The sequence below is a fragment of the Achromobacter sp. 18P8.1.1 genome, assembly GCF_057799415.1.
Genome location: NZ_JBYOKH010000056.1, coordinates 14,596 through 26,578, shown reverse-complemented (window position 1 = coordinate 26,578; position 11,983 = coordinate 14,596). Strand labels below are relative to the sequence as shown.

General features: G+C 65.7%; 9 protein-coding genes, 1 tRNA gene and 1 pseudogene. 4 read left to right on the top strand and 7 right to left on the bottom strand.

What is annotated here, in order from left to right:
• Window positions 1-5: 5 nt before the first annotated feature.
• From AC27VE_RS26165 to AC27VE_RS26150, 4 genes are all read right to left on the bottom strand, one after another.
• A complete protein-coding gene (locus AC27VE_RS26165; RefSeq protein ID WP_488705405.1) occupies window positions 6-1,007 on the bottom strand; it encodes a ligase-associated DNA damage response exonuclease in 1,002 nt (333 codons plus the stop codon).
• 202 nt (window positions 1,008-1,209) lie between these two features.
• Window positions 1,210-1,974 (bottom strand): SMI1/KNR4 family protein, encoded by a 765-nt coding sequence (locus tag AC27VE_RS26160; protein WP_488705404.1) that lies wholly within the window; start codon window positions 1,972-1,974, stop codon window positions 1,210-1,212.
• A 187-nt stretch (window positions 1,975-2,161) separates the two neighbouring features.
• Window positions 2,162-2,237 (bottom strand) — tRNA-Lys (locus tag AC27VE_RS26155).
• Between the two features lie 164 nt (window positions 2,238-2,401).
• Window positions 2,402-3,148 (bottom strand): SDR family oxidoreductase, encoded by a 747-nt coding sequence (locus tag AC27VE_RS26150; RefSeq protein WP_488705403.1) that lies wholly within the window; start codon window positions 3,146-3,148, stop codon window positions 2,402-2,404.
• Between the two features lie 115 nt (window positions 3,149-3,263).
• Between AC27VE_RS26150 and AC27VE_RS26145 the strand changes: the two genes are divergently transcribed.
• Both AC27VE_RS26145 and AC27VE_RS26140 read left to right on the top strand, forming a co-directional pair.
• The gene (locus AC27VE_RS26145; RefSeq protein WP_488705402.1) at window positions 3,264-3,908 is read left to right on the top strand and encodes a TetR/AcrR family transcriptional regulator; all 645 of its coding nucleotides are present in this window, start codon (window positions 3,264-3,266) and stop codon (window positions 3,906-3,908) included.
• A gap of 11 nt (window positions 3,909-3,919) precedes the next feature.
• Window positions 3,920-5,515 (top strand): sensor domain-containing diguanylate cyclase, encoded by a 1,596-nt coding sequence (locus AC27VE_RS26140; RefSeq protein WP_488705401.1) that lies wholly within the window; start codon window positions 3,920-3,922, stop codon window positions 5,513-5,515.
• Between the two features lie 55 nt (window positions 5,516-5,570).
• On the opposite strand, the gene AC27VE_RS26135 is transcribed toward AC27VE_RS26140, so the two are convergent.
• Window positions 5,571-7,655: an AsmA family protein gene (locus AC27VE_RS26135; RefSeq protein ID WP_488705400.1), complete on the bottom strand. Its 2,085-nt coding sequence runs from the start codon at window positions 7,653-7,655 to the stop codon at window positions 5,571-5,573.
• A gap of 357 nt (window positions 7,656-8,012) precedes the next feature.
• On the opposite strand from AC27VE_RS26135, the gene AC27VE_RS26130 reads away from it, so the two are divergent.
• The gene (locus AC27VE_RS26130) at window positions 8,013-9,953 is read left to right on the top strand and encodes an LTA synthase family protein (protein WP_488705399.1); all 1,941 of its coding nucleotides are present in this window, start codon (window positions 8,013-8,015) and stop codon (window positions 9,951-9,953) included.
• Here AC27VE_RS26130 and AC27VE_RS26125 read toward each other — a convergent pair.
• Entirely contained in the window at window positions 9,922-10,542 is a 621-nt protein-coding gene (locus AC27VE_RS26125; protein WP_488705398.1) for a DNA-3-methyladenine glycosylase I, read from the bottom strand. The two genes, AC27VE_RS26130 and AC27VE_RS26125, sit on opposite strands and share 32 nt — an antisense overlap.
• A 138-nt stretch (window positions 10,543-10,680) precedes the next feature.
• Here AC27VE_RS26125 and AC27VE_RS26120 point away from each other — a divergent pair, with 138 nt between their 5' ends.
• Window positions 10,681-11,142 (top strand): YkgJ family cysteine cluster protein, encoded by a 462-nt coding sequence (locus AC27VE_RS26120; RefSeq protein WP_088587645.1) that lies wholly within the window; start codon window positions 10,681-10,683, stop codon window positions 11,140-11,142.
• A gap of 116 nt (window positions 11,143-11,258) precedes the next feature.
• Here AC27VE_RS26120 and AC27VE_RS26115 read toward each other — a convergent pair.
• Window positions 11,259-11,972: pseudogene (locus AC27VE_RS26115) on the bottom strand (alpha/beta hydrolase); the annotation flags it as partial.
• Window positions 11,973-11,983 lie beyond the last annotated feature (11 nt).

Below are 11,983 nucleotides of genomic sequence, written 5' to 3'. Positions count from 1 at the left end.
GATGTCTAATCGTCTTCGCCATACTGCGTGGCCAGCGTTTCAGCCGCCACGCCCGCTTCGTTCAGCGTGCGCACCAGCGCGTCCGTGTCGCCATGCGTGGCGATGACGCGGCGCGCGCCGGTGTCATGGATGGTGCGCAGCAGATCCGGCCAGTCCGCATGGTCGGACACCACAAAACCGCGGTCCATGTTGCGGCGGCGGCGGTTGCCGCGCAGCCGCATCCAGCCCGACGCGAAGCCCTGCTGCGCACGGCGAAAACGCCGCAACCACGCGCTGCCCGCGGCCGACGGCGGGGCAATGACCAACTCCCCCGCAAAACCGGCCGCCGCCTGCGACTTGCCGTCGGCATCGATCACCAGCCGCGTGTCCGCCATGTCGATGCCCGCCTGCCGATACACGTCCACGCCGGCCGCAATGGCGCCATGCACGTAGACAGGCCGGTCGATGAAGGGCTTGAGCTCGGCCAGGACGCGCTGCGCCTTGCCCAGCGCGTAGCAATACAGAATGGCGGTCTCGCCGCGCGCGGCGCACAGATCTCGCCATTGCACGATGTCGCGGGCGACGTCCGCCGCGCTGGGCCAGCGATAGATCGGCAGCCCGAACGTGGCTTCGGTGATGAAGGTGTCGCAGGGCACGACTTCAAATGGGCTGCAGGTAGGATCCGGCTGGCGCTTGTAGTCCCCCGACACGACCCAGGTCTGGCCGTCCGCCTCGATGCGTACTTGTGCGGAACCCAGCACATGCCCGGCCGGATGCAGCGATACGCGGGCATTGCCCAGCGTGAACGGCTGGCCATAGGCGTGCACGCGATAGTCCTGCTCGCCCAATCGCCATTGCAGGATCGGCAGGCCTTCGACACTGGTGTGATAGCAGCCCATTCCCACCCTGGCGTGATCGCCATGCCCATGGGTCAGCACGGCGGTGGCCACCGGCCGCCACGGGTCGATGTAGAACTGGCCGGCCGGACAGTACAGGCCTTCAGGACGCAATTGCACAACGTCGCGCATGACTCTCCCCGGGCACAAATCTTGCTGTCTCAACGATCAGGCACCGCGGCGAATGCCGCCGCGGCTTCGATACGCTTCACGATACTCCAAAGGGAAATATGCGAACCAATCACATTCTGACGCTTGTCGTGCTGGTGGTCGTCTTATCGGTGGCGCTGTCCGTCGTGCCGTGGTAGCGCGGTCGAAGATGTGCGGCGGGTGATCAGGACCCGGCGGTTTGACTGCGTACTGAAGCCGTCACCCGGAAGCCCTCATCCGTCAGGTCTGCGATGAAAGGCGCCACGTGCTTGGCCACGGCGTCGTCAAACTCCAGACGCACGCCGACGCGTGTATCGCCGGGGGCTTGAGTCAGCTGTGCCACGCCACGGAGGTCCGGCAGAAACAAGCGGGAGCCCCATGCCGCATCGATCCGATGCGCGGGCGGCCACAGCCGACAGATTCGCGCTGCGATGTCGGAAAGCTGAAAGGCGCCCGACGAAAACAATTCGACAATGCTGCGGTCGATGTACGAATCAAAGTAACGCCAGGCACCTTCAAGCACTGGCAGGCCCCAATCCAGCGGGTCGTCCAGGCCTTGCGGCATCCAGAGGACTTGAAGGCCGTGCCGAGGCAACACGAAGAGTTGGCGGCGAACGATGCTGTAGAAGATCTTGTCGCCGTCTACCGTAGCGGCAAACGGCACGCCCTGCGCCGCATCGTGCATTGAGAGCGAACTGTCTTCGCCCCAGAAGTCGTCGAAATATTCCCGGACAAAAGCGCGTTCGGATTCGCAGTCGGCCTGAATCTGCGACGGCATCAGCACCATCAAGCGACCGCAATAGGTCCCTTGGCCAAGCGTGGTGACGAAATGGCGGTATCCGGAGGGCAGCTCCGCGCCCAGCCAGGCTTCCAGCGCGTCGACCTCGTCCGAGCGAGCGAGCACTTGTTTCGGGGTGATCAGGTAAACGTCGTCAAAGGTCGTTGGCATGCGGGGCGTGAGTCGGAGTGGAGGTGTCCACTTTACCCGCAGATATGGGGCGGCCAATCGCACGCGCTTGCCCACACGCGTCTGGCGTATGAATCGCGTCTGGCGTTTGAATCGTTAAGACATGCTCAAACGGCGCGCCAATGAAAAAACGCCTTAGTCGCTAGGCGGCTAAGGCGTTTTTGAATTCTGGTGGGCTGTGAGTGGCTCGAACACTCGACCTACGGATTAAGAGTCCGCTGCTCTACCAACTGAGCTAACAGCCCTGCAATCCACTCAGTTCCGATTCGTTTTCAACTGCTCTTTACCGTTGCCGGTGCGTTGCTGCTGTCTGCGTTTCGTTATGTGTGTAGTGCGAAGAAGCAAGATTATATGTAGGTTTTTTGGTTTGTGCAAGTCGTGTGCGAAAAAACTTTTCTGACCTGCGATATCAAGCGGCGTAACCCCCGTCCACCGCCAGGCTCGCACCCGTGATGTAGCGGCCTTCGGGGCCCGCCAGGAAGGCCACCATCCCGGCGATGTCGCGCGTTTCGCCATAGTGCGGCAAGGACAGCACGGCCACCAGTTCGCCCGCGCGTTCGCCGTCCGCCGGGTTCATGTCGGTGTTGATCGGGCCCGGGTGCACCACGTTGACGGTGATGCCGCGCGTGCCCAGGTCTCGGGCCAGGCCCTGCGTCAGGCCGATCAGTGCGGACTTGCTGGCAGAGTACAGGGCCACGCCGGCGCGGCCGGCGCGCATGGCCAGGCAGCTGCCGATATTGATGATGCGCCCGCCGTCGGGCATCGACGCCTGCGCCGTGCGGATGGCGACGAAAGGCGCACGCACGTTGATGTCCATCGTGCGCTCGTAGTCGTCCAGGCTGGTGTCGCCGATCAGGCCGGCGACAAAAATCCCGGCGTTGTTGACCAGTACGTCCACCGGCCCCAGCTCCGTGATGGCCGCTTCCACCGCCTGCCGCACGGCCAGCGCGTCTTCGGAATCGGCCTGGATGGCGAGCGCCCGGCGCCCGTCCACGGCTAGTTCCTCGGCGAGCGCCTGCGCGGCGTCCGCAGACGACGCGCTGACATAGGTGAACGCCACGTCGGCGCCGTCGGCCGCCAGGCGCCGCACGATGGCCGCGCCGATGCCACGGCTGCCGCCCGTCACGAAAGCCACTTTTCCAGTCAGGTTGCCCATCGTTCTTCCTTAATTTGTAGTGATCAGTACAAATATCATCGCCGGGCCATGTCACGCTCGTCAATCATTTTTTTATCGATCAACACAAAATAGCGGTCGCGAGTAAAATCGCTCCATGGCAGAACGTGGGCGCCCCCGGAACTTCGACCGGGCCCAGGCCTTGCAAAAGGCCATGGAAGTCTTCTGGTCGAAGGGATATGAAGGAGCATCGCTAACCGATCTGACGGAAGCGATGGGCATCAACTCGCCCAGCCTTTATGGGGCATTCGGCTCAAAAGAAGGACTATTTCGTGAAGCGGTCGAGCTCTACCGCGAAACGGAAGGCGGATCGTCCCGGCGCGCGCTGCAAGACGCGCCCACCGCCCGCGGCGGCATCCAGTCCATGTTGCTTGCTGCCGCCGAACGCTTCACCGCGCCCGGCCTGCCGCCTGGCTGCATGATCGTGCTGGGCGCGCCGTCGGGCAGCGTCAATCACGCCAGCGTCGGCGGCTTCCTGTGCGACAACCGCCGCGAGATGCAAGGCCGCATCCTGGCCCGACTGAACGCCGGCGTCGGGCAAGGCGAGCTGCCTGCCGGCGCCGACACGAAGAGCCTCGCGGCCTTCTACACGACCGTACTGCACGGCATGTCCATTCAGGCGCGCGACGGCGCCACCCGCAAGACCTTGCAAGCCGTGGCGCGCCAGGCCATGTGCGCCTGGGACGCGCTGACGGGGGGCATGCCCCCTTCCGGCGTACCGCCGGGCCCCGCCCGATCCTGACGGAGTCGGCCATGTTCCGCATCGACCTTCGGCGCCTGATCCTGTGGATCAGCCTGCTGTCGGTCATTCTGGTGCTGGCCGGCGGCCTGCACGCCAGTTATCTGGTGCAGCGCGATCTGTTGCTGCACAACGCGCTGGAGGTCAATCGCGTCTATGCCTCCAAACTAGCCTCGACCACCGATACCTTCCTGAACGACGTAAGACGGTATCTGGCCTACAGCGCCGACGTGCTGGCCGACATGGAAACCCGGCCCGCGCTGATGGCCGAAGAGACGCGGCGCCAGCAGGAACAGCTGGGACACTTCAATTCCAGCGTGGTGGTGTCGCCGCAGGGCAAGGTGATTGCCGTGTCCTCCGCTTATCCGGAATTGCTGGGCCAGCAGTTGACGAGCGACGCCTCCAAGACCGCCATCCGAACCAAGCAGCCGATCATCAGCGAGCCCTACCAGACCAGCACCGGCCGTTGGCTGATCCTGTACTCGTATCCCATCTTCTCCCACGACTATCGCTATCTTGGCTATATCGCGGGCACGCTGTACCTGCATGAAGACAATGTGCTGGATCGCCTGCTGGGCCAGCATTTCTACCGCGACGATTCCTTCCTGTATGTGGTGGACCGCAATGGCACGCTGATCTTTCACCCCGACCGCAGCCGGCTGGGGCACAAGGCGCCCGACGACGAAGCCTTCGCCGCGGCCCGGCGCGGCGAAACCGGAGAACGGCGCTTCACGGACAGCCAGGGCCGCGACATGCTGGCGGGCTATGCGCCAGTGCCCAGCACCGGTTGGAGCATCATTGCGCAGCGTCCGGTGGACAGCACCCTGCAACCCTTGAGCGACCTGCTCATGGCCACCGCCCGCAATGCCCTGCCGCTGCTGTTGCTGTCGGTGATCTTGATCTGGCTGCTGTCGCGCTGGATCGCGCGCCCGCTGGGCGAACTGGCGGGCATCGCACGGCACATGCAGGATCCGGATGCGGCGTCCCGCATCCACAATGTGCGGTCCTGGTATTTCGAGGCGGCGCAGCTCAAGCGCGCGCTGCTGATGGGGTTAGCGTCGATTCACCACAAGATCCGCGACCTGCGCCGCGAAACCACGACCGACACGCTGACGGGCCTGCTGAACCGACGCGGCCTGGACGAGGCGCTGGCGATGCTGCAAGCCGACGAATCTCCGGTGGCGCTGATGGTCCTGGACGTGGACCACTTCAAGGGCATCAACGACCGCTATGGCCACACGGCCGGCGACCGCGCGCTGCAGGCCCTGGCCACGCAGATGAGCGAAGGCTCGCGCAGCGGCGACACGCTGGCGCGCTCAGGCGGGGAAGAATTCGTCATCCTGATGCCCGGCGCATCGCTGGCCGCAGCCGTCTCGGCAGCCGAACGCCTGCGCCAGCGGCTGGCGGCGCAGCCCGCGCCGGGCGCCATCAGTTCGCCCATCACCGCATCGGTGGGCGTGGCGCGCTACCCCGATCACGGCGCCACGCTGGACGCCGTCTTGCAACGCGCGGACCAGGCGCTGTACTACGCCAAGAACCATGGCCGCAACACCGTGTGCGTCGCCGACGACGACGCGCGCGACGGCTCGCGACGCGTGTCGCCGGGCTGAGCTGCGGGGCTAACCTGCCGGGTTGACCCTCCAGACGCCCGCGCCCGGCGTGCGGCTACTTCCCCTTCGGCGCGGCAGGCGCCGGCGCCTTGGGCGGTTTGCGCATCTGTTCCAGCAGTGGGCCGCAGGCGTTCTCGTCGGTGGTGCTGGGCGCAATCAGCGCCAGCAAACCGGCCGCCGGCGTCAACAGCACCCCCAATGCCACCATGCCTGCGCCGCGCGCGGCCAGCGGCAGCACATGCACGCCCACGTCCGGCGAGCCAAAGGTGCCGCGCACGTACAGCGGCGAACGCAGCGAGAAGATGCGGAAACCCTTGCTGTCCGGCGTGATGTCCATGTCCATGGTTTCGTTCTTGAAATCGGCGGTGCCGGTGATGCTGATCAGCGCGTTCTCGGTATCGAACACGAACACCCGCGGCGTCATCACGCCATTCTTCATGGCAAGGTCGGCGGCGCCGCAATTGATCTTCACCTCGTCGTCGCCGAACAGCTTGGACATGACGTAGTTGCCCACATTCAAGCCCGCGATCTCCATCAGGCTGCGGCTGATGACGCCGTCGTTGACCAGCATCTTCACGTCGCCCGTCGCCGAGCCCAGCAACGCCGCCACCGAATTGCCGGTGCCGCTGATCGCCAGATCGCCGTTCAATTCGCCCAGCGTCTTCTGCATGGCTTCCGTCGCGGGGAACAATTGCTTCAAGCGCAGACGGCGCGCCTGCAGATCGACGCGCCCGGTCAAAGCTTCGTTGGCACCGTCCAGCTTGATGGTGCCGTTGATGTTGCCACCGGCAATGCCAAAACGGAACGGGTCCAGCGTCAGCTTGCCGTCTTGCAGCACCACGTGCACCGTCAGGTCCGACAGCGGCAGCTTGCTGTCATGCACGATGCGCCCCGCGTCCAGCGAGACGTCGGCATCCATGTCGCGCCAGCGGTCAGTACGGAAAGCCTGCGTCGGCAGCACCTTGCCGCCCTTGGGCTTGGCGGGCGCATCCTTGGCGCGGTCGGCGGGCGCCGCCGCCGTGCCGCCGGCGGGCACCCCGATCAGCGGCCCCAGGTCGACCATGCGCAACTGCTTCGACGAGAGCTTGCCGGTGAGCTTCGGCCGCGGCACCCCCAAGGCGAAGGTGATGTCGCCATGCAGGTCGCTGTTGCCCACCTTGCCGTTGAAATCCTTGTAGTCGAACACGGCGCCGCCGGGGTTGTTCAGCTTGGCGACCAGGTGCCCATCGGTGGAGTAAGGCGGCGTATCGGGCAAGGTCACTCCCGTCAGCGGATACAGCTGCGCCATCGAGGCGCCGGACAGTTTCAGCCGCAGGTCGAGCGCGCCCAGGTTGGCCGGATCGGTCAACGTCCCCGTCACCGACGCCTTGGTACCCCCGATCGCCACATCCGCCTGCACCGGGAACGGCTGCTTGGCATCCTGCAAGGCCAGCATCCCGCCCACCTTGCCTTCACCCTTGGTGGCCAGCCCCTTGAACTTGCCGTCCACCTTCCAGCCGAACACGTAATCTCGCGGTGCGGGCGCCGCACCGTCCGCGGGCACGAAGGCGGAGCCGGCCACATCCGCGAAGGGCACGGGTTTGCCCAGCGGGTCCACCAGCACGGTCAAGTCGGCCTTGAGGACCTCGTCGACCAGCCCCACCCGGCCCTTGTCGAATCCGATTTCGTTGATGTCCAGCACCCACGGCGAGGGCTCGCCGGTCTCGGGCAAGGTAAAGACCCAGTTGGCGCGGCCATCGGCCAGCCGCTCCAGGTCGGCGGCGGGCTCGGTCAGCTGGATCCGGCGAATGACCACCCGCTGGCGCAAGAGGGGCAGCGGCGCCAGGCTGAACTCGCCGCGCTTGAGCTTGGCGAAGTAAGGCGCTTTCGCCCACGGCGCGTTGCCCACCGAGATATCGTTGGCGATGATGTGCGGCCACGGCACCCAGGCTCGCCAGCCGCCTTCGTCGGGCTCGCGCTCCCATTTGACGCTCAGGTCGCCATTGATGGCGAAAGGTCGGCCGATGGCGGCGCTGGCGCGCTCGTTGATCATGGGTTTGGCCCGGTTCCAGTCGAAAGTGGCGATCACCACTCCCAACACCAGCACGACGAGGGCCAGACCCCCTACAATCCCGATCGCTATTTTTCTTGTGCGCGTCATGGTTATTATCCTTGGCGTTGTGGCCGGCCTTCGACCGCCAGCCCTCTGTTACCGGTAAGGGTATCGCGGCGCACCGCAAGGGTTAAGCCAACCGGCCCCATAATGTGTGCGGATCTTTCCGCCCGCGAAACGACCGGCCGGCCTTCGCCGCACGGCGACACATCGCCGCCTGCGGGTTTGCGCAGCACGCCGTGTTCCCGGCCTGGCGCCAAGCAGTTACAAAACGAAATGGCTGTGACCCCCGGAAAGTGACCGGAAGGCAGTACCTCACTGAATTTTCGACGCGCGCCCTGCTCCAATGCGCGGACGATTGATTCCGCCCCAACGGGTCGGATAGCAGAACAACCTGGAGGCCCAATGCGGCATTCAACCTTGATTTTCGTGGTGGCGGCGTTTGCGCTGCTGACGCTCAGCCGCCTGGCGCTGGCCGCCTGGCAATGGCAGCGCGTGCGTAACGCTGGCGGCCTGTTCCCGCTGCTGCTGGGCGGCCTGCGCATCGACGCGCACCAGATCGCCGTGTTGGCCGCGCTGCCTGCCGTGCTGTCGCCCCTGCTGGGGCACTTCCCCATCGCCGCGACCATCGCCGGCTACTGGTATCTGGTCGCGTTCATCTTGCTGGCCTTCCTGGAAGTCGCCTCGCCCCCTTTCATCCTGGAATACGACTCGCGGCCCAACCGGCTGTTCGTGGAATACCTGAAGCATCCGCGCGAAGTCTCCGGCATGCTTTGGCGCGGCTACAAGCTGGCGCTGCTGGGCGGCCTGGGCGGTCTGGCGGTGATCGGCTGGGGCGCGTTCGGGCTGTTCGGCCATGCCCAGCCCGATGCGCAATTGACCTGGTGGCAGATGCCGCTTGCCAGCGTGGCCATCCTGGCCATCGTCATCCTGGCCATCCGCGGCACGCTGGGCCACCGGCCTATCAACCCGTCCTCGGTCGCCTACTGCTCAGATGGCATGCTCAACACGCTGGCCCTGAACTCGCTTTACAACGTGTTCTACGCCATCTACAGCATGAAGAACGAGAAGTCGGCATCGGACGTATACGGCGGCATGGACGACGCCAAGATGCACGACCTGGTGCTGGCGCAGGCCCAACTGCCCAACCCGCCTTCCAACCCCGACTACCCCAGCCTGCATCGCCAGCCCGCCACGCGCAAGACGCCGCGTCCGCTCAACCTGGTGATCATCCTGGAAGAAAGCCTGGGCGCGCAGTACAGCGCGGGCTTGGGCGGCGCCGACCTCACGCCGGAGCTGGACGCGCTGGCGCGGGAATCGTGGGCCTTCACGCGCGCCTACGCCACCGGCACCCGCTCGGTGCGCGGGCTGGAAGCGGTAGTCACGGGTTTTCTGCCCACCCCCGCGCAAGCCGTGCTGAAACTGCCCCGCTCGCAACGCGGCTTCTTCTCGCTGGCCGATCTGCTGGGCCGCCACGGCTACCATTCGCGTTTCATCTATGGCGGCGAATCGCACTTCGACAACATGAAGGGCTTTTTCCTGGGCAATGGCTTCAAGCAGATCGTTGACCGCGCCGACTTCGTGGACCCGGCCTTCGTGGGCACCTGGGGCGCGTCGGACGAAGACATGTTCAACCAGCTGGATCGCTTGCTGCGTGAAGACGCCGACCAGCCCACCTTCACGCTGGCCTTCAGCGTGTCGAACCATTCGCCGTGGGAATACCCCGCCGGCCGGATCCAGACCGAAGGCAACCCGGCCACCGTCGAAAACACCGTGCGCTACGCCGACTGGGCGCTGGGCCGCTTCTTCGAACGCGCCAAGGCGTCGCCTTATTGGGAAAACACCGTCTTCCTGGTGGCAGCCGACCACGACTCCCGCGTGTTCGGCGCCAGCCTGGTGCCCGTGCGCCACTTCCATATCCCGGCCGTGATCCTGGGCGCTGGTATCGAAGCGCGCCGCGACGACCGCCTGATCAGCCAGATCGACCTGCCGCCCACCTTGCTGTCGCTCATCGGCGTGGACACCGAGCACCCGATGATCGGCCACGACCTGACGCGCAGCACGCCGGGGCGCGCCATCATGCAGTACGACAGCACTTACGGTTATCTGAAGGAAAACGATCTGCTGGTACTGGCGCCCAACAAGACGCCCGTGCAGTACCGCTATACCGCGCCGGAAGACTACGCGCCGGTGGCGCTGGACCCGGCGCTGGCGACAGAGGCGCTGGCGCACGCGCTGTGGCCCAGCTGGGCCTACCGCGAAGGCCGCTACAGCCTGCCGGGCCACGTGCCCGAGCAAGCCGCCGCGCCCGCCGCTAGGCCGGCCGCCGGACCGCCGGCCGCCTGAATTCCCTGCGCGCTTTTTCGCTGAGCGCGTGGCAATGGCAACCGGGGCTGTGATCGTTCACCATGCCCACCGACTGCATGAACGCGTAGACGGTGGTGGGCCCCACGAACTTCCAGCCCAGCTTCTTCAGCGCCTTGGACAAGGCCACGGATTGCTCGGAGGTTGAAGCGCCCAAGGTGGACGGCGCGCCGGCCGGCGCTTCGAAGCGCCAGAAGAACGCCGCAAGCGAGCCCTCCTTTTCGATCATTTCCAACGCGCGTGCCGCGTTGTTGATCACCGCTTCGATCTTGCCGCGATGCCGCACGATGCCGGCGTCGGCCAGCAAGGCGGCTACCTGCTTTTCACCGAAGCGCGCCATCTTGGCCGGATCGAAATCCGCGAAGCCGCGCCGGAATGCCGGGCGCTTGTTCAGGATGGTGCGCCAACTGAGGCCCGACTGGAAACCTTCCAGGCAAAGCTGTTCGAACAAGGCGCGGTCATCGCCTTGCGGGCGGCCCCATTCGTTGTCGTGATAGGCCATGTATTCGGCGGACGTATCCACCCAGCCGCAGCGGGCCAGGCCGTCGGGATATTCGGTTTTAGCGTTCAAGGCATCGCTCCAGGCGGCAATCAGGCCACCGATGCTACCGCAGCAACGTCCCCGAAAAAAGTCGTAGCGGCCGCAGTCCGAATCCCGCTACTATTTGCGCCCCAGATCCCGCGCCAGCCGTGTCCGCGCGCACCCCCCATGTCCCTGCTAGAGACCGCTGTCCTGACGTTCGTTTCACCCGCCGTGCTGGCCGGTGACAAGCCGGACGCCAACCCTTGCCTCGATTGCGGAGCCTGTTGCTCCCACTTCAGGGTGTCGTTCTATTGCGGCGAACTGGCAGGTGAAAACGGCGGCCACGTTCCCGTGGAACTGGTCACCCAGATGAGCCCGCTGCGCGCCTGTATGAAGGGCACCGAAATGGGCGGCGGCCGCTGCATCTCGTTGCGCGGCGAACTCGGCCAGCCGGGCATCCACTGCGCCATCTACGAAAACCGCCCCACCCCGTGCCGCGAATTCGACATCTGGATGCCGGACGGCTCGCCCAACCCCGATTGCCAGCGTCTGCGCATGGGGCTGGGCTTGCCGCCGGTGCCACCCCGGCCGGATGCGGAGAACGACCCGCAAGGTCCGCTGCTGCCGGACCAGCCCGCCGCGGCCTGAGCCGGCACTCCCGCATCGGCGGCCGCCGGCCGCTTGCGCACCCGCACCAGGTCGGGGTCCCTGCCCAGGAAGGCCAGCACGTCGCGCATGACGCGGTCACGCTCGTGGTCGACGCAGATCATGTGATAGCTGTCTTGCAGCATTACCACCGTGGCGCCAGGGATGCGGGAACCCAGGAAGCGGGCGGACCGCGGACTGGTCAGCTCGTCTTCTTCCGCATGCATGATCAGGGTCGGGCAATCCAGATGCTCAAGCCCTTGCTGGACCATGCCGCGCAGGCGGTCCACCTGCCGTACGCAGGCCAACGGCACCCACTGGTAATGAAAGCCGTCGCCGCGCGCGAAGCCCGCCTTGATGAACGCGCGCACCAGCTCGCTTTTCACGCCGTAGGGGTCTTCTTCCTGCACCCGGATACGGCGCGGCACGCCCGGCACGTGGTACAGCAGATACCGCAGGCCGCGATACCAGGGCGTGCTCCAGCCATCCAGGAACACGGGGGCCGACAGCACCACCAGCGCGCCACGCGTGTGCGATTCCCGCTTGCACAATTCCACGGCCAGCAGCGCCCCCAGGCACATGCCGATCACGTGCACCACCTCGTATTGGCTGCAAAGCTCGCGGTAGCGCTGGGTCACCACGGCCATCCAGTCCTCTACCCGCACATCCAGCAGGTCTTCGGGCTGTCCGGCGTGGCCGGGCAACGTCACGCCGTGCGTTTCCACGCCCGCGCGCGCCAGCACCTTGTGCAGCGCGCCCATATCGAATTCCGTACCGCCCAACCCATGGATAAGCAGCGCACCGGTGCGATGCGGCCTCGAAAGGTCATTCATTTCTCACCCCA

Excerpts from the sequence above, each read along its gene's own strand:
- AC27VE_RS26165 (WP_488705405.1), bottom strand. The coding sequence starts at position 1,007 with ATGCGCGACGTTGTGCAATTGCGTCCTGAAGGCCTGTACTGTCCGGCC.
- AC27VE_RS26160 (WP_488705404.1), bottom strand. The coding sequence starts at position 1,974 with ATGCCAACGACCTTTGACGACGTTTACCTGATCACCCCGAAACAAGTG.
- AC27VE_RS26150 (WP_488705403.1), bottom strand. The coding sequence starts at position 3,148 with ATGGGCAACCTGACTGGAAAAGTGGCTTTCGTGACGGGCGGCAGCCGT.
- AC27VE_RS26145 (WP_488705402.1), top strand. The coding sequence starts at position 3,264 with ATGGCAGAACGTGGGCGCCCCCGGAACTTCGACCGGGCCCAGGCCTTG.
- AC27VE_RS26140 (WP_488705401.1), top strand. The coding sequence starts at position 3,920 with ATGTTCCGCATCGACCTTCGGCGCCTGATCCTGTGGATCAGCCTGCTG.
- AC27VE_RS26135 (WP_488705400.1), bottom strand. The coding sequence starts at position 7,655 with ATGACGCGCACAAGAAAAATAGCGATCGGGATTGTAGGGGGTCTGGCC.
- AC27VE_RS26130 (WP_488705399.1), top strand. The coding sequence starts at position 8,013 with ATGCGGCATTCAACCTTGATTTTCGTGGTGGCGGCGTTTGCGCTGCTG.
- AC27VE_RS26120 (WP_088587645.1), top strand. The coding sequence starts at position 10,681 with ATGTCCCTGCTAGAGACCGCTGTCCTGACGTTCGTTTCACCCGCCGTG.